This window comes from Litorimonas haliclonae (assembly GCF_965138505.1).
GTDB lineage: Bacteria > Pseudomonadota > Alphaproteobacteria > Caulobacterales > Maricaulaceae > Litorimonas > Litorimonas haliclonae.
Window position 1 is genome coordinate 60,705 of the sequence record NZ_CBCSCO010000007.1, and the last position, 16,603, is coordinate 77,307.

Here is a 16,603-nt window from a genome sequence, read left to right on the forward strand (position 1 = left end):
CGGACATTGATGACATTTTCAGAATTATATCGGCCATTGAAAGCCGCTTCGGTTTCAGCGGTTGCGCTCATGAGCGTTTTGATCGGAGGCGGCGCGCAAGCCGCCGAAGAGATGGCCTTTATGAACCAGCCGGAAGATGCGTCGCTTTTGGGCGATTATCTGGCCGGAACCTATGCGAATTTTCTGGATGATTCTGACGCCAGGTCAAAATATTACTCGCGCGCGTTTGAGGCGGCGCCGACAAATGTGAATATTGGCCGGCGAGCCGTCACCTCTGCCTTAACGGCTGGAGACTTCGAAAAAGCCACAGAGCTGGCCCAAGAGGTCTACGCCGTAGATGACACGGAGAGCATGGCGTCGGCCGTCCTCGCCATAGATGCGTTTACAAAAGGCGAACACAAAGAGGCAAAAAAATATCTCGATCCGAATACGGCAGATATCACCATGGGTATCGTCATGGCGTTCACGGATGGCTGGAACGAATATGCGATGGGAAAAGAAAAGGCCGCTAGAACGGCCTTTAAGCAACAAGCCGCTCGTCCTTATTTTGGGGAGTTAGCCAAGTTGCAAATTGCGAATTTGGAAGCCCTTGAGGGGAATAGAGCTGCGGCGGATGAGGGTTTTGAAGAGCTCAAAGAGACCACTCAATCTACTGTTGAAACAGCTCTTGCGACGGCCCGGCATTACGCCAATACGGGCCGGGAAGCGAAGGCTTTGGAGCGCCTTGACGCCTATATTGATGAAACTGGCCTCGAGAGCGGGCCGCTGCAAGCTTACGCTGCTGCCTTGCGCGCAGGCGACGACATTGAAGCGCCATTGAACGCCCGAGAGCAGTTGTCGCGTGCCTTGACGGACCCTTCATATGAATTTTTCCTGCGTAACCGGGCGGCCGACGCGGCGGAAGTTTATCTCCGCCTAGCACTTCATGTTGATCCTCAAAATGAAAAGGCCGAGCTTTGGCTGGCGAGCCTTTTGGAAAATACGGAGCGATCTGATGAGGCTATGAGCATTTACAAAAGCTTTTCAGAAGATTCGCCTTATGTGATTTCTGCCCGCCTGTCGGAAGCCAACATATATTTTGACCGCGAAGACGACGAAAAGGCGTTGAGGGTTCTTGAGGATGTAAATAACCGCCACGAAACGTTCGTAACGCGGGAAGCTTTGGGCCGTGCCCGTCTCATTCGCGAAAATTATGAAGATGCACTACCTATTTATACGGCGATTATTGAGTCCATGTCTGAGGAGGAGGTCGCAAAAAATACGCAGCCCCTATATTTCCGGGGCATAAGCTATGAACGCACGAAAGATTGGGAGAAAGCGGAAGCCGATTTTCTGCGTGTCTTGGACATAGAGCCCGAAAACGCTGACGCCCTCAACTATTTGGGATACACTTGGGTTGACCGGGGAGAGAACCTGGAAAGAGCTTTTGAGATGATCCGAAAGGCGGTTGATCTGGAGCCTCAGAGCGGCGCCATTATTGATAGTCTAGGCTGGGCTCATTATAAACTTGGCCAATATGAAGCGGCTAAAGTTCAGCTTGAGAAAGCGGTGGAGCTGTCGCCGTCTTCATCCACGATCGTTGACCATTTAGGCGATGTCTACTGGAAATTGGGACGTTACCGCGAAGCCGGCTATCAATGGGAGCGGGCGCTGATCTATAATCCGACAGACGAAGAGCGCGAGACAATTGAGGCGAAGCTGAAGTCCGGCCTGTCCGGCGCTGAAACGGCTCCCTAAGCTGGTCCATGTCTGCCTCAACGGGAACTGTTACGGAGATTGCTCGGGCGAAGATTAATCTAACCCTCCACGTTGGGAGAGCTATTCCTGATGGCCGTTTTAAAGGGTATCACCCCGTTGATAGTCTCGTGGTTTTTGCGGATTTCGGGGATAGGCTTGTGTTTACGCCTGCCGAAGAGCCATACTTCGAGATTACGGGCCCGTTTGGTAATAGGCTGGAAACAAATTCCGATAACCTTGTGAGCCGCGCCTTGCGGGCGAGCGGAGCAACGTCTCAGTCTGTGCAATTGGAAAAGAATATCCCGATTTCTGCGGGACTTGGCGGCGGAAGCGCAAATGCGGCGGCCGTTCTGCGATGTTTTGATCTTGACGGACGCATCGAAGGGGCGCCGCTAGGGGCAGATGTTCCTGTGTGCCGATTGTCTCAGACGACCTTGATGCAGGGAATTGGCGAGAAAATCACGGTCTTGCCAAATTTAGGGCAGCTTTCTGCGGTGCTGGTTAATCCGCTTGTTCCCGTTTCAACAGCCGCAATATTCACGGCTTTTGATTCAGAGGCCCGTGAAGAGTTGCCCCGCCAGAATTCGGGAGAAGGGTCATTGTTACAGCGAGCTCTCGACGGACAAAATGATTTGCAACATATAGCGGGCGAGTTAGTCCCTGACATCAAATCCGTGATTAACGCGATAGAGCAGCAGCAGGGGTGCCGACTTGCGCGAATGAGCGGGAGCGGCGCCAGCTGTTTTGGCCTTTTTAAGTCAGATGATGCGGCGGTGGCTGCGGCTGACATAATCAAAAATACGCACCCCGAATGGTGGGTTAGACCCTGTCGGTTAGGGGATGCGCCGTGAGTGAAAACTTCTGGAATTTCCTCCTATGGCCCGTGATTAATCTGGCAGGTTTGGGCTTTTTCACAAGCCTTGCAGTCACGGGCTTCATGGTCGTGGCGGGATTAGGGGATGAGCCCGACGCTCGAAGTAGTCATGGGCGCGTTACGCCGACCTCGGGAGGGGTAGGTTTAATAGCTGCTTTTGGAATATGCGGAGTAACCCTGGCTCTGCTTTATCCATTTTTGCTTAGATTTCTTCCGGTGAATTTTCCTCAAATTCTTTCCCTTGTGTTTGCGATGGGACTGCTGGGCCTTTGCGATGATGTCTTTGCTTTGTCGGCTAAACTTAAATTTGGAATAATGATCATATTGGCCGGGGCCGGCGTGCTCTCTGTAGGCATTCCTGCGGCTTTCCCGTTTGGAGGCGAGATGTGGTCCATCCCAACTATTATAGGGTTTTTTGGAGCTCTGCTCTGGGTGTTTGTCGTCGTGAACGCTGTGAATTTCATGGACGGCGCAAACGGATTGATAACTAATACGCTCGTCATTGCCTCGGTAGCTTTGGGCGTGATTGGGTTAAGCCTTGGCTCGGTTTTAACGGCGTTTTTCTGCGGCGTTTCTATTGTCGGGTTTCTTGGCTTTTTACCCTATAACCAAAGACGGGACGCAGCGATATTTCTCGGCGACGCAGGGTCTTTGGTGGCGGGATTTACTTTTGCCTTGGCCGCGCTGTCGGCGGTGAATGCGTCCGCCACCCTACCTTTATTGTTCTTGGGGCCACTTTTAATTCTGCCGCTACTCGCTGATGTTCTGCTGACTTTGGCCTCACGGGCAAAACGCAGGCAGAATTTGTTGCACGCTCACCGGGACCATATGTATCAACGCTTGATTGGGCGGGGGATGTCACATTTACAGGTGACGTGGATTTACAGCATTCTCGCCTTGGTCTTTGCCAACATATCCATATTCGCCGTGCAATCCGAACGCATTTCTTCGCCAGGATTTTTTAGTCTGAATGTCGTGTTTATTTCGGCGCTATATTTTCTGGCGAGCCGGATTCTCAGGCGGGCTAACTAATGCGTTCCACCACATAATCGGCGAGATCGGCCAATGTTTCCCGCCAAGGCGACGGCGCAAAAACCATCAAGGCGTCGCGGGCTTCGGCTGAGAACTGCTTTGCCATCTCCATCGTGCTCTGCAGCGCCCCGGCGGAGCGTAAGTAAGAAACAGCCGTTTCTAGATCTACCGGCTTTTGATCTTGGTCGACGATAACGCGGCGCCAAAAGGCGCGTTCTTCATCCGAAGCCGTCTTTAGCGCCCGAATAACCGGAAGCGTCATTTTGCCTTCGCGGAAGTCATCTCCGACAGATTTGCCGAGCGCGCTTTCGAGCCCGCCATAATCCAGCGCGTCATCGACCAGCTGAAAGGCCAAGCCGATCTTTAGGCCGTAATCGCGGAGGGCGGCCCGCTCTTTGTCCGGACGTTCTGAAATGACGGGCGCAACTTCGGTCGCGGCAGCAAAAAGGGCAGCCGTTTTTGCTTTAATCACGGACATGTAATCCGCTTCGGTCATTTTCAGGTTCCGCAACGCGGCAAGCTGATGCACTTCGCCTTCGGCAATCACAGAAGACGCATTAGACAAAATTCCCAGCGCTTCCATGGAATCGGTTTCAACCATGAGGTTAAAGGCCCGGGCGAATAAGAAGTCACCCACTAGAATAGAGGCGCTATTACCCCAAATCAGATTAGCGGGCTTTTTCCCGCGGCGCAAATTGCTCTCATCCACGACATCATCGTGTAAAAGCGTGGCGGAGTGGATGAACTCGACAGCGGCGGCCAATTTGTGGTGGCTCGTGCCTTTATAGCCGAGCATGGCGGCGGTCGAGACGGTCAAAAGAGGGCGAAGACGCTTTCCGCCTGCGCCGACCAAATGCTGCGCCAAATTGGGGATGAGCCCGACAGGACTCTGCATCCGCTCAAGGATCAAGGCGTCAACGGCAGCCATATCCTCACGCGCCAAGTCCCAAAGCGTTTCCGCCGGGGATTTGTCTGAGGATGTTTTTCGAACTGTGGCGGGTGCACTCACACGTATAAAGCCTTTTTTGTTTGGCGTTATATGTAGTCTGCGCTAGCGCTACTCACAAGGGTTTTAGTGCCGCACTTGGCAGCTTTGCAGAAGAAAGCGCAGAAATGATCGCCATTATAAAAACAAACAATCCGGCGACTATTAGTTTCGCCGAAGCCGTTTTAAAAGAAGCTGGTATGGAATGCTTCGTTATGGATCAGAATATGTCGGTCATTGAGCCGGGCATAATGATACCGAAACGCGTCATGGTAATTGAGGAAGATGTGGAAGCCGCGAGACGCGCGCTTACGCTAGCTGGATTAGAAGCTGATCTTCAGTAAGGCTGAAAAGCTATTCAATCGTCCAGTCTTCGAAACTCTCTACGGGCCAGTTGCTTTTACGGGTGAATACTCCCCCAATCAGGACCATGAGAGCAGATTTTATAGTTTTTATAAGTCTCATGTGACTTAAGGTATCAGCAATTGATTGGAATAGCGTTAAAGGGTTGAAATTCAACCGCGCATGAATAGTGTCTCGCAAAAATTAAACTGGCTTCGTTATGTCCGATAAACCTGCTCAAACGCTTTCATTTCAGGGGCTCATCCTGACGCTTCAAAATTATTGGGCGAAACAGGGCTGCGTTATACTGCAACCCTTTGACACTGAGGTCGGGGCAGGGACTTTGCACCCGGCGACTGTGCTGCGATCCCTTGGCCCGAAACCGTGGAATGTAGCCTATGTTCAGCCGTCGCGCCGCCCGGCCGATGGCCGATATGGCGACAACCCGAACCGTTTGCAGCATTATTACCAATTCCAAGTTATCATGAAGCCGAACCCGGCCAATTTTCAGGAGCTGTATCTCGGCTCTCTGGACGCGATTGGTATCAACCGCGATTTGCACGATATACGCTTTGTCGAAGATGACTGGGAAAACCCGACGGTCGGGGCCTGGGGCCTTGGCTGGGAAGTTTGGTGCGACGGGATGGAAGTCAGCCAATATACCTATTTCCAACAGGTCGGCGGCATGGACGTTGAGAAGGTATCGGGGGAATTGACTTACGGGCTGGAGCGTCTCGCCATGTATGTGCAGGGCGTCGAGAATGTTTACGACCTCGTTTTCACCGAGGCGAATGAAAAAAACGGCACGCCCGAAGTGCTCTACGGCGATGTCTTTCATCAGAACGAAGTCCAGCAATCGACCTATAATTTCGAGCATGCCGACACGGATAAAATCCTGGAGAAATTCAAAATGGCTGAGGCCGAATGTGAGCACCTTTTAGCGCTTGAAAAACCGCTTCCGCTTCCGGCTTATGAGCACGCTTTGAAAGCGTCTCACCTGTTCAATCTATTGGATGCGCGGGGCGTGGTCTCGCCGACGCAGAGGCAGGAATATATCAAACGCGTTCGCGATCTGGCCAAGGGCTGCGCAGAGGCTCATGTTCAAAGTGAAGAGGCGGTCGCTGACCGGGCGTGGCAATAATGGCTGAGCTACTTCTCGAAATATTCTCCGAAGAAATTCCGGCGCGGATGCAGGTTCGCGCGGCGGAAGATTTGTCCAAAATGATGACAGACGGTCTGATCAAAGCCGGCCTGACAGTCGAGGACGCAAAGGTCTTTTCGGGGCCGCGACGCCTCACATTTGTCGCCGAAGTTCCGCTCCGCTCTCCTGATGTTTCCGAAGAGCGCAAGGGACCGAGAGTCGGCTCACCCGACCGGGCGATTGAAGGCTTCCTTCGCGGGGCAGGGCTGTCGGATGTCTCCGAGGCGGAAATTCACAGCGACCCGAAAAAGGGCGAGTATTACGTTGCTATTCTAAACAGCGAAGGTCGCAATACGACAGAGATTGTCAGCGAGCTTGTGCCGGAAGTCATGGGGAATTTCCCATGGCCTAAATCCATGAAGTCAGGCAGCTCAAACTTTCGTTGGGTGCGGCCTTTGCAAGGCATTATTTGTTTGCTCGACGGGGCAGTGGTTCCGTTTGAAGTCGGCGGAATTAAATCTGGCGATATGACCGAAGGCCACAGAAAGCATGGTAAGGGGCCGTTTAAAATCAATGACTTCGACTCTTATGTTAAATTACTCGAAGGCGCAGGTCACGTCGTGCTTTCCCATGATAATCGTAAGGAATTAATTATCGAGCAGGCGCGGAAAGCCTGCGCAGAGAAGGGCTTGGAACTGGTCGAGGATGAAGGCCTTCTTTCGGAAGTCGCGGGTCTCGCCGAATGGCCTGTGGTCATTCTCGGCGATATGGATCCGAGCTTTCTGGAGCTCCCCGGAGAGGTCATTCGCCTCTCTATGCGGACGCATCAGAAATATTTTGCGGTGCGCGATCCAAAGAGCGGAGAGCTGGCGCCAAACTTTATTGTGGTCGCCAATCAAGACGCGCCGGATGGCGGTAAAGCGATTGCGGCGGGTAACTCCCGAGTGCTCTCTGCGCGCCTCGCTGATGCGGAGTTTTTCCAGTCCGAAGACGCGAAGAAAACACTCGCCGACTATTACGATAAACTCGACACCGTAGTCTTTCACAAGAAGCTCGGCACGATCAAAGATAAGGCCGAACGTGTGGCGGCGCTGGCCCGTGAACTCGCGCCCAAAGTTGGGGCCGATCCGGACAAGGCGGAAGCCGCGGCTAAGCTCGCCAAAAATGATCTGGTCACTCAGATGGTGATTGAGTTCACCTCGCTTGAAGGCCAAATCGGTCGCCTAATGTATGTAGGCGAAGGCGGCGATAAAGATATCGCGGTCGCGATTGAAGACCATTACAAACCCAAAGGGCCGAGTGACGAGGTGCCAACCAATCCGGTTGCCGTGGCTGTGGCTTTGGCGGATAAGCTCGACACGCTCGTCGGGTTCTGGGCGATTGATGAGAAGCCGACGGGTAGTAAAGATCCGTTTGCTTTGCGTCGAGCCGCGTTGGGCGTTGTTAGAATAATTCTGGAGAATGAGGTTCGTTTTGAATCAGTTGAAGGCGAAGGTTCTTTTTCTTTCCGAATTCAAAGAGCAATGTTTTCTCCAGTCGTTCGGACAATGAGATTTGTTCCTAACGAACAAGTTTCAAGCTTAAAGGATGAGATATATGAGGAAGTACGCCGCTTGAACCTGCCGTCAGCTCGCAGCGAAAAACAAAAAATCCAGGAGAGGATTGAAAAATTATCCTCTACCGTGTTTGAGTTAGATGTTGCGGGGTTTGGCAACTTAGTGGGAGCTGTCTCTTCAAGGAGTGAAGACCTCCTCGATTTCATCGCCGACCGTCTCAAAGTCTATCTCCGCGACCAGGGTATTCGCCACGACCTCATTGACGCTGTATTTGCACTCGGCGAAGATGATCTTGTTGCGATCGTAAATCGAGTGAAAGCACTTCAATCGTTCTTAGAGACGAAAGAGGGTGAAGACCTGCTCGCAGGATATAAACGCGCGGCAAATATCCTCAAAGCGGAAGCGAAGAAGGGCGATCTACCGGAAGGTTTACCGAATCGCCCTGAAGATCAACACGGCGCGGCTTTGTTCGATGCGCTCCAGACGGCATCATCTGAGATTTCTTTCGCTCTCAAGGACGAAAATTTTGAAAAAGCGATGCTGTCTTTGGCCGAATTACGCGCGCCAATTGATGCCTTTTTTACCGAAGTACAGGTTATTTCCGATGACAACGCTGTCAAAGAAAACAATCTTCGACTTTTAGGTTTAATCCGTGATACGGCGCGCCAGATTGCGGATTTTGAAGCGATTAATGGGTAATTATGCCTCGTCATTCCGGGTGTCTCTAAAGCTCGGAGCGACAGAATTTGGTGAAAAACGAGGGTCAATCAAATGACAAAATGGGTTTACAATTTCGGCGGGGGTTCTGCCGAAGGCGATACTTCCATGAAAAACCTTTTAGGCGGAAAGGGGGCCAATCTGGCCGAAATGGCGTCTCTGGGTCTTCCGGTTCCGCCGGGCTTCACGCTCTCCACCGATGTCTGTACCTATTATTACGATCACGGCGAAACCTATCCCGAGGATATGAATGACCAAATTGCCGGCGGTCTGAAAGAAATCGAAAAGCTCACAGGCAAAAAATTCGGGGAGGCGTCAAACCCGCTCTTGGTGTCTGTTCGCTCCGGCGCGCGGGCCTCTATGCCTGGCATGATGGACACCGTCCTGAACCTCGGATTGAACGACGAAACCGTCGAAGGCCTTGCTGAACTGTCCGGCGATCGACGCTTTGCGCTGGATAGCTATCGCCGTTTTATCACCATGTATTCCGATGTGGTGCTCGGCGTGCATCACCATATCTATGAAGACATTCTTGAAAACCATAAAGACACCCAAGGCTATATGCTTGATACCGAAATGACGGCTATGGATTGGGATTCTGTCATCAAGGAATTCAAAGCCGCCACCAAACGCGAACTTGGAAAAGACTTTCCTCAAGATCCGATGGAGCAGCTCAACGGCGCGGTAGATGCGGTGTTTGGGTCCTGGATGAATGAACGCGCGATTGTCTATCGCCGTCTCAACGATATTCCCGCCGCTTGGGGAACCGCCGTGAATGTTCAAGCGATGGTCTTTGGCAATATGGGCGACACCTCTGCGACTGGCGTGGCCTTTACCCGCGACCCGTCCACAGGGGAAAACCGCTATTACGGCGAATTTCTGATCAATGCTCAGGGCGAAGATGTGGTGGCCGGTATTCGCACGCCGCAGACACTGACCAAGGCGTCACGCGAGAAAATGGAAGAAGACCTGCCGAGCATGGAAGAGGCCCTTCCGGAGGCCTATGCCCAGCTTGCCGACACGTTCGAGACACTGGAGGCGCATTACCGCGACATGCAGGATATCGAATTTACCGTCGAAGAAGGCACGCTCTGGATGCTTCAGACCCGCACAGGGAAACGCACGGCCAAAGCCGCGCTGAAGATCGCCGTTGATATGGCAGAGGACGGACAGATCACGACGGACGAAGCCCTTCTGCGTCTTGAGCCTGCCAGCCTTGATCAGCTCTTGCATCCGACGCTCAAGCCAGACGCTGAACGCGATATGATCGCGATGGGACTTCCCGCGTCTCCGGGCGCCGCGATTGGCGAAGTCGTTTTTAACTCGGACGAAGCCGAAGCGCTGAAGAAAGCCGGGCACAAAGTCATTCTCGTGCGCGTTGAAACTTCACCGGAAGACATTCACGGCATGCATGCCGCCGAAGCCATTGTCACAGCCCGCGGCGGGATGACCTCTCACGCCGCCGTTGTGGCGCGCGGTATGGGCCGGCCCTGTGTGTCGGGCGCGGGGGAAATCCGCATTGACTACAAGGCCGAGAGCCTCACCGTTATGGGCCGCACCGTCAAAAAAGGCGAGACGGTCACAGTGGACGGTGGAACCGGCCAGGTTTTCCTCGGCGCGGTCGAAATGCAGCAGCCAGAGCTGTCCGGTGATTTTGCCAAGGTTATGAAATGGGCGGATGAGGCGAGAAAGCTCGGTATTCGAACTAATGCGGAAACACCGCTCGACGTTCAAACCGCCAAAGATTTCGGCGCCGAAGGTATCGGTCTTTGCCGCACGGAACACATGTTTTTCGAAGCGGACCGTCTCGGCTATTTCCGCGAAATGATTCTGGCCGAGGACAAAGAAGACCGCGAAGCGGCTCTAGCCAAAATTCTGCCGGTTCAACGCGATGACTTCGCCGCGATTTTCCGCATAATGGAAGACCGTCCTTGCACCATTCGCTTGCTCGACCCGCCTTTGCATGAATTCCTTCCGCATAGTGAGGCCGATATCGAATCCGTGGCGAAGTCCCTCGGCGTTCCCGCCGGAGAATTGATGCACCGCGCCAATGATTTGCAGGAAAGCAATCCAATGCTCGGTCATCGCGGTTGCCGCCTCGGAATCTCCTATCCTGAAATTTACGAAATGCAGGCGCGGGCGATTTTCGAAGCGCAAAAGCTTGTCTCGGAAGAAAATGGCGCGACCCCGGTTGCAGAAATCATGGTCCCACTCGTGAGTTCAGCCAAAGAGCTTGAAATCCTCAAGGGGAAAATTGATGCGATTGCCAAAGAAGTTGGCGCTCTAGAGTATACAATCGGGACTATGATTGAGCTACCCCGCGCCGCCCTCCGGGCCGCCGATATTGCGGAATATGCCGAGTTTTTCTCTTTCGGGACGAATGATTTAACGCAGACGACCTTTGGTTTGTCCCGCGATGATGCCGGACGGTTCCTACCGGATTACGTCAATCAGGGCATTATGGAAAAAGACCCGTTCGTGACGCTCGATCAGGACGGGGTCGGCGACCTTATCCACATCGCTGCGGAGCGCGGCCGCACGACCCGCGAGTCTATCAAACTCGGCATCTGCGGTGAACATGGGGGCGATCCGGCTTCCGTGGAGTTCTGCCACCGGGCCGGCCTCGACTATGTGTCTTGCTCGCCTTATCGAGTTCCGATCGCGAGACTCGCTGCGGCGCAGGCGGCGATTAAAACAAAATAAAAATAGCCTAGAAAAGTTTCACGGCAGGCGTTCATTCGGCTGCCGTAAAAGAAAAATAACCAAGCTGAAGGCCTCAGGTCGAATCTTGCTTGTCCTTTTTGTCATTGCCTCATAGCGTGGCGTCAGAAAGGTGGGTTTATGTTTCGAGTCTGGGCTGTTGTTTCTGTATTTTTATTGGCGAGCTGCGCCACGTTGGAGACGCGGACCGCTGACCCCACTGAAATGGCGCGGCTGGAAGCTCAGGCCCAAAATGTCGAGATTATCCGCGATGATTACGGCGTGCCCCATATTTACGGCAAAACGGACGCGGACGCTGTCTTCGGACTTCTCTACGCTCAGGCCGAGGATGATTTTCCCCGTATCGAACGCAATTATGTCTGGGCGATGGGGCGTTTGGCCGAGATAGAAGGCGAAGAGGCTATTTATAGCGACCTTCGCGCGCGGCTCTATATGACGATGGACGAGGCGAAGGCGGCCTATGAAAATGCGCCCGCCGACGTGAAGGCGCTTTGTGACGCTTTTGCGGACGGGCTGAATTATTACCTCGCGACCCATCCTGAGGTGGAGCCGGAGCTGCTGACTCGGTTTGAGCCCTGGATGCCGATGTTCTTCTCTGAGGGGTCCATTGGCGGTGATATCGAGCAGATCCCGCTGGCCGGCATCAAAGCCTTTTATCAGGATAAAGAGCCGGGGGACGCTTTATTGCTCACCTCCAATGCGCCCTTTGAAGACCCGGAGCCTGCGGGATCAAACGGGATTGCGGTGTCAGGCGATTTAACCCGCTCCGGTAATCCGATGTTGCTCATCAATCCGCATACGAGTTTTTATTTTCGCGGTGAAGTCCATGTCGTCAGCGAAGAGGGGCTCAACGCCTACGGCGCGGTGACCTGGGGGCAATTCTTTGTCTATCAGGGCTTTTCCGAAAAGAATGGCTGGATGCACACTTCCACCTATGTCGATTTCATCGATAAATTCCGCGAAGATATTTCGGAGCAGGCTGGTAAAATGGTTTACCGTTACGGCGACGAAATGCGTCCGGTTCAGGTCTCTGAGGTGACGCTGGATTACAAAGACGGCAAGAGACTGAAATCGCGGACGTTCCCGATGTATCACACCCATCACGGGCCGGTGACACATATGGAAGGCGATAAATGGGTGGCGACCAAGATTAATTGGGATCCGGTCAATGCGCTTAAGCAATCTTTCCTTCGCACCAAAACGAACGGCCATGCCGAGTTTAACGAGATGATGGATATTCGTACAAATTCTTCCAACAATACGGTCTATGCGGACGCGCAGGGCAATATTGCTTATTACCACGGCAATTTCATTCCCAAGCGTGACCCGATGATCGATTATTCCGGTACGGTAAATGGATGGGACACGCGAACCGATTGGGACGGAACGCACCCGGTGGAGGAGGCCATTACATTGCTAAACCCGCCCAATGGATGGATACAGAATGCCAATTCGACGCCGTTCACGGCGGCAGGGGATAATAGTCCGAAACGGGAGGATTACCCCGCTTATATGGCGCCGGATAAAGAGAATTTCAGAGCCGTTCACGCCATACGCCTTTTGGATGAGGCGGACGATCTGACGTTGAATGGTTTGATTGACCTGGCTTATGACCCGGCGCTTCCCGCGTTTGAGTTCATTATCCCAAGCCTTGTCGATTCCTATGAGCTGACGAATAAGGACCCAAGCTACGCCGAAGCGATTGCGGTTTTGGACGGGTGGGATCATACCGTCTCCGCTGACTCGGTCGCCATGTCTCTGGCGCATTTTTACGGCATGGAAATGTTGCAATCCGACGCCAGGCCGAAAGGGGCTAGCCGGATGGAAACGTATATGCACTTCTTTGAGAGAGGAACGCCGCAGGAGCAAATGGCGCTCCTAGACAAAGCAATGGGTAAAATGACGGCTGACTACGGGACCTGGAAAACGCCATGGGGCGAGATCAATCGGTTCCAGCGGCTCTCGGGTGATATTGATCTGGAGTTTGATGACGCTCAGAAGAGCTATCCCGTGCCGTTGGCGTCGGGGCGTTGGGGCGCGCTCGCCGCTTATGGCGCGAGCCAAGGTGAGAACACAAAGAAAATTTACGGCTATCGCGGAAACAGTTTCGTCGCCGTGGTTGAGTTTGGCGAGAAAGTCCAAGCCAAGAGCCTGCTCGCGGGCGGGCAGAGCAACGACCCGGATTCGCCGCATTTTGATGACCAGATAGAGCCTTATATAAATGTCGAGTTCAAGGACGTGCCCTATTACCGCGACGACGTGGAAGCTCGCGCCGTGAGGACGTACCGTCCCGGCGAATAGGCGGCGGAATTCTAGGCAAATAAAAAGCCCGGCAAATTGCCGGGCTTTGTTGTTTCGAGCGAGTGTTTCTTAAAGGATGCTCTGACCCGTTTTTTCCCAATCCTTAAGAAAGGCTTCCAAGCCTTTATCAGTCAAAACATGCTTGGACAGGCTCTCAATTACGCCTGGCGGGGCGGTCATAACGTCGGCACCGACTAGGGCGCATTCCTTGACGTGGTTTACGTTTCGAATAGAAGCCGCGAGAATTTCTGTCTCGAACCCGTAATTGTCGTAAATTGTGCGGATGTCCTCAATCAACTCCAACCCGTCCAGTGTAATGTCGTCCAGACGTCCGATAAAGGGCGAAATATAAGTCGCGCCGCATTTTGCTGCGAGCAAGGCTTGGTTAGGCGAGAAGCAAAGCGTGACATTAACCGGCGTGCCTTCCTTGGACAGAATATTGCAGGCTTTCAGTCCGTCCATCGTGAGAGGCAGCTTTACGCAAACATTGTCGGCAATCTTGCGTAGGTGGCGGCCTTCCTTGATCATATCATCAGCATCTGTTGCCACGACTTCGGCGCTGACATGGCCTTCGGTAATTTTGCAAATTTCGGCGATGACCTCTTTGAAGTCGCGGCCGGATTTGGCGATAATGGATGGATTGGTCGTGACGCCGTCAACAAGTCCGATGTCGTTTAGCGCAGAGATCGCGTCCAGATCGGCACTATCAACAAAAAATTTCATGGCTTTATGTCCCGTAGGGCTGTGGTTAAGTTCGTGGCCTGTTATCACGAATCATTCCGATGCAAAACGCTCAAATACTTTTTCCAGTGAATGTGCCCGGCGCGTTTGATTACGCTGTGCCGAAGGATATGGAATTGGGCGTAGGCGACTTTGTCTATGCGCCGATTGGAAAACAAATGAAGCTCGGGGTCGTGACAGGTTTAGGGCCGGCGGAGGAGGGGCGGAAGCTGAAAGAAATTGCGGAGCGCAAGCTCACGCGCCCTCTCTCGCCGGAGATGATAAAGTTCATCGAGTGGACAGCCAAATATAACGTCGCCTCGCCCGGGCAGGTTTTCCGTATGGTTTTGCGTTCCTACAAAGCGCTCGATCCCAGCCCTGTCGTCTCTCATTATTCGCCGACAGGCGTGACCCCATCCCAATTGACGTCGTCGCGGCGTGCAGTTCTCCGCGAAGGCGGCCCGTTTCCGGCGCGCGCCAGCGAAATAGCGGCTCGCGCCGGGGTTAGTGCGGGCGTTGTAAAAGGCCTCGTCAAAGTCGGCGCGATGCAGGAATTGGCATTGCCGGTCGATGCGCCTTTCCAGGAGCCTAATCCGGATCACCCCGGAATGGAGCTAACGGAAGGGCAGGAGGACGCTGCAAAAGAGCTCGTTGCGCAAATGCAATTGCAGGACTTTTCGGTCAGCTTGCTCGACGGCGTGACCGGGTCAGGCAAAACGGAGGTTTATTTTGAAGCTGTGGCGGAAGCCCTACGCCAAGGCGGGCAGGTGCTTATCCTTGTTCCGGAAATTGCGCTGACACAGGCCGGCATGTCCCGGTTTGAAAAACGTTTCGGCGTCAAACCCGCCGAGTGGCACTCTGCGGTCGGAGACGCGCCGCGCCGCCGCGTTTGGCGGGAGGTGGCACAAGGACGCGCAAAATTAGTCGTTGGCGCGAGGTCTGCGCTCTACCTGCCATTTGCGGATTTGAAACTCATCGTCGTCGATGAGGAGCACGATACGTCATATAAGCAGGAAGAAGGCGTTATCTATAATGCGCGGGATATGGCGATAGTTCGGGCAAAACTGTCGCGGCACGCCGTGATTCTAGCTTCGGCCACACCGTCTCTGGAAAGTTTGCACAATGCTCGTAGCGGACGGTTTGCCCACATTGTCCTTCCGGAGCGTCCCGGCGCCGCCATTTTGCCGGAAATTGGATTGGTAGACCTGAAAGACAATCCGCCTGAAAAAGGTGACTTCCTCTCTCAACCGTTAATTGAGGCGGTCAAGGCAGGGCTGGAGCAGGGCGATCAGTCTATGCTCTATTTAAACCGTAGAGGCTATGCGCCGCTTATCATTTGCCAGTCTTGCGGTGAAAAGCTCAAAAGTCCTGATACGGATAGCTGGCTAGTTGAGCATCGGGCAACAGGCCGCGCCATGTGCCATTTGACAGGATTTTCAATGCGGATGCCGACGCTCTGTCCGAACTGCAAAGCCGAGGATAGTCTGACGGCCGTTGGGCCAGGGGTCGAGCGCGTGGCAGAAGAGGCCGCGCGACATTTTCCCGGGGCCAAGATTGAGATATTCAGTTCAGATACCGCGGGGAACCCCAACGCCATCAGGGACCGAATGGATAGGATGGCGGCAGGAGAGATTGATATCCTTGTCGGGACGCAAATGGTCGTCAAAGGCCATAATTTTCCGCATTTGACTTTTGTTGGCGTGGTCGATGGGGATTTGGGACTGGCGGGCGGCGACCCTAGAGCCGGAGAGCGGACCTATCAAACCTTGGTGCAAGTCGCCGGACGGGCTGGCCGAGCCGAAAAACCTGGACGGGCACTCATTCAAACTCATCAACCGGAACATGAAGCGCTTTTGGCGCTCGCGGCAGGCGACCGAGAGCTTTTCATAGGCGTAGAATTGGCTATGCGCGAGATGCTGGGCCTGCCGCCCTTCGGTAAGTTGGCGGCGGTAATTATTTCTGGCCCTGATCTAAAAAAGACCGAAAGTCTATCTAAAAAAATGGTGAGCGTCGCACCGCGCGCAGAGGGTATCGAAATTCTCGGACCGTCCGAGCCGCCCATCGGGAGATTAAGGGGGCTTTATCGTCGCCGACTGTTTATCCAAGCGGAGCCGGGCGTCAACTTACCCCGTTATATGGCGGTGTGGCGCGCTAGGATACGTCCGCCGGCAAAGTTTAAAATCCAAATCGATATCGACCCGCAAAGCTTTATGTAAGTGCAAGCCGGCCTGTAAGGTTGAGCTTCTATCTCGTGGAGGTTTGATTAACTGAATTAAATAAAATTGCGTAATTAGCCGCTCTAAAAATTTAATGCACAAAACTGGTGCAGCAATTAATTTCGCCAAGTGCAGACTAGTAAAAATTTATTTCTCGTTAACCTTCTAAACGGGAAAAACTTTCTAATCGTTAACGAAATCACCCTATTTAGTGCTCTTTATGCAACAGGTCAGTCTAAAAAGGACCTGCTTCTTACAAAA

11 protein-coding genes are annotated in these 16,603 nt (G+C 53.3%); 9 read left to right on the forward strand and 2 right to left on the reverse strand.

Annotation, left to right across the window (positions count from 1 at the left end):
- The first annotated feature begins 9 nt into the window (after nucleotides 1–9).
- Genes ACNA05_RS13255 through ACNA05_RS13265 form a run of 3 tightly spaced genes read left to right on the forward strand, consistent with a single transcriptional unit; the run spans nucleotide 10 to nucleotide 3,643 of the window.
- Complete coding sequence (locus tag ACNA05_RS13255; protein ID WP_415811989.1) at nucleotides 10–1,737, forward strand: tetratricopeptide repeat protein; 1,728 nt, start codon at nucleotides 10–12, stop codon at nucleotides 1,735–1,737.
- Between the two features lie 8 nt (nucleotides 1,738–1,745).
- On the forward strand, nucleotides 1,746–2,588 hold the full coding sequence (locus ACNA05_RS13260; protein ID WP_415811990.1) for a 4-(cytidine 5'-diphospho)-2-C-methyl-D-erythritol kinase: 843 nt from the start codon (nucleotides 1,746–1,748) through the stop codon (nucleotides 2,586–2,588).
- Nucleotides 2,585–3,643 (forward strand): MraY family glycosyltransferase, encoded by a 1,059-nt coding sequence (locus ACNA05_RS13265; RefSeq protein WP_415811991.1) that lies wholly within the window; start codon nucleotides 2,585–2,587, stop codon nucleotides 3,641–3,643. The genes ACNA05_RS13260 and ACNA05_RS13265 overlap by 4 nt, the downstream gene beginning before the upstream one ends.
- Here ACNA05_RS13265 and ACNA05_RS13270 read toward each other — a convergent pair.
- Nucleotides 3,636–4,652 carry a polyprenyl synthetase family protein gene (locus tag ACNA05_RS13270; protein WP_415811992.1) on the reverse strand — a complete coding sequence of 339 codons (1,017 nt, stop codon included), beginning with the start codon at nucleotides 4,650–4,652 and terminating at the stop codon, nucleotides 3,636–3,638. The genes ACNA05_RS13265 and ACNA05_RS13270 overlap by 8 nt on opposite strands.
- Before the next feature lie 104 nt (nucleotides 4,653–4,756).
- On the opposite strand from ACNA05_RS13270, the gene ACNA05_RS13275 reads away from it, so the two are divergent.
- The 5 genes from ACNA05_RS13275 to ACNA05_RS13295 all read left to right on the forward strand — a co-directional run bounded on the left by ACNA05_RS13275 (nucleotide 4,757) and on the right by ACNA05_RS13295 (nucleotide 13,406).
- Nucleotides 4,757–4,972, forward strand: a complete 216-nt coding sequence (locus ACNA05_RS13275; RefSeq protein WP_415811993.1) for a putative signal transducing protein — start codon at nucleotides 4,757–4,759, stop codon at nucleotides 4,970–4,972.
- 218 nt (nucleotides 4,973–5,190) lie between these two features.
- The gene (locus ACNA05_RS13280; RefSeq protein ID WP_415811994.1) at nucleotides 5,191–6,111 is read left to right on the forward strand and encodes a glycine--tRNA ligase subunit alpha; all 921 of its coding nucleotides are present in this window, start codon (nucleotides 5,191–5,193) and stop codon (nucleotides 6,109–6,111) included.
- The gene (gene glyS / locus ACNA05_RS13285) at nucleotides 6,111–8,366 is read left to right on the forward strand and encodes a glycine--tRNA ligase subunit beta (protein ID WP_415811995.1); all 2,256 of its coding nucleotides are present in this window, start codon (nucleotides 6,111–6,113) and stop codon (nucleotides 8,364–8,366) included. The genes ACNA05_RS13280 and glyS overlap by 1 nt, the downstream gene beginning before the upstream one ends.
- A 72-nt stretch (nucleotides 8,367–8,438) precedes the next feature.
- Nucleotides 8,439–11,087, forward strand: a complete 2,649-nt coding sequence (gene ppdK, locus ACNA05_RS13290) for a pyruvate, phosphate dikinase (RefSeq protein ID WP_415811996.1) — start codon at nucleotides 8,439–8,441, stop codon at nucleotides 11,085–11,087.
- A 138-nt stretch (nucleotides 11,088–11,225) separates the two neighbouring features.
- Nucleotides 11,226–13,406, forward strand: coding sequence for a penicillin acylase family protein (locus ACNA05_RS13295; RefSeq protein WP_415811997.1), 2,181 nt, complete (start codon nucleotides 11,226–11,228; stop codon nucleotides 13,404–13,406).
- A gap of 69 nt (nucleotides 13,407–13,475) precedes the next feature.
- On the opposite strand, the gene fsa is transcribed toward ACNA05_RS13295, so the two are convergent.
- A complete protein-coding gene (fsa, locus tag ACNA05_RS13300; RefSeq protein ID WP_415811998.1) occupies nucleotides 13,476–14,129 on the reverse strand; it encodes a fructose-6-phosphate aldolase in 654 nt (217 codons plus the stop codon).
- Between the two features lie 59 nt (nucleotides 14,130–14,188).
- On the opposite strand from fsa, the gene ACNA05_RS13305 reads away from it, so the two are divergent.
- The gene (locus ACNA05_RS13305; RefSeq protein ID WP_415811999.1) at nucleotides 14,189–16,342 is read left to right on the forward strand and encodes a primosomal protein N'; all 2,154 of its coding nucleotides are present in this window, start codon (nucleotides 14,189–14,191) and stop codon (nucleotides 16,340–16,342) included.
- Nucleotides 16,343–16,603: the final 261 nt, after the last annotated feature.

Excerpts from the sequence above, each read along its gene's own strand:
- ACNA05_RS13255 (WP_415811989.1), top strand. The coding sequence starts at position 10 with ATGACATTTTCAGAATTATATCGGCCATTGAAAGCCGCTTCGGTTTCA.
- ACNA05_RS13260 (WP_415811990.1), top strand. The coding sequence starts at position 1,746 with ATGTCTGCCTCAACGGGAACTGTTACGGAGATTGCTCGGGCGAAGATT.
- ACNA05_RS13275 (WP_415811993.1), top strand. The coding sequence starts at position 4,757 with ATGATCGCCATTATAAAAACAAACAATCCGGCGACTATTAGTTTCGCC.
- ACNA05_RS13280 (WP_415811994.1), top strand. The coding sequence starts at position 5,191 with ATGTCCGATAAACCTGCTCAAACGCTTTCATTTCAGGGGCTCATCCTG.
- glyS (WP_415811995.1), top strand. The coding sequence starts at position 6,111 with ATGGCTGAGCTACTTCTCGAAATATTCTCCGAAGAAATTCCGGCGCGG.
- ppdK (WP_415811996.1), top strand. The coding sequence starts at position 8,439 with ATGACAAAATGGGTTTACAATTTCGGCGGGGGTTCTGCCGAAGGCGAT.
- ACNA05_RS13295 (WP_415811997.1), top strand. The coding sequence starts at position 11,226 with ATGTTTCGAGTCTGGGCTGTTGTTTCTGTATTTTTATTGGCGAGCTGC.
- fsa (WP_415811998.1), bottom strand. The coding sequence starts at position 14,129 with ATGAAATTTTTTGTTGATAGTGCCGATCTGGACGCGATCTCTGCGCTA.
- ACNA05_RS13305 (WP_415811999.1), top strand. The coding sequence starts at position 14,189 with ATGCAAAACGCTCAAATACTTTTTCCAGTGAATGTGCCCGGCGCGTTT.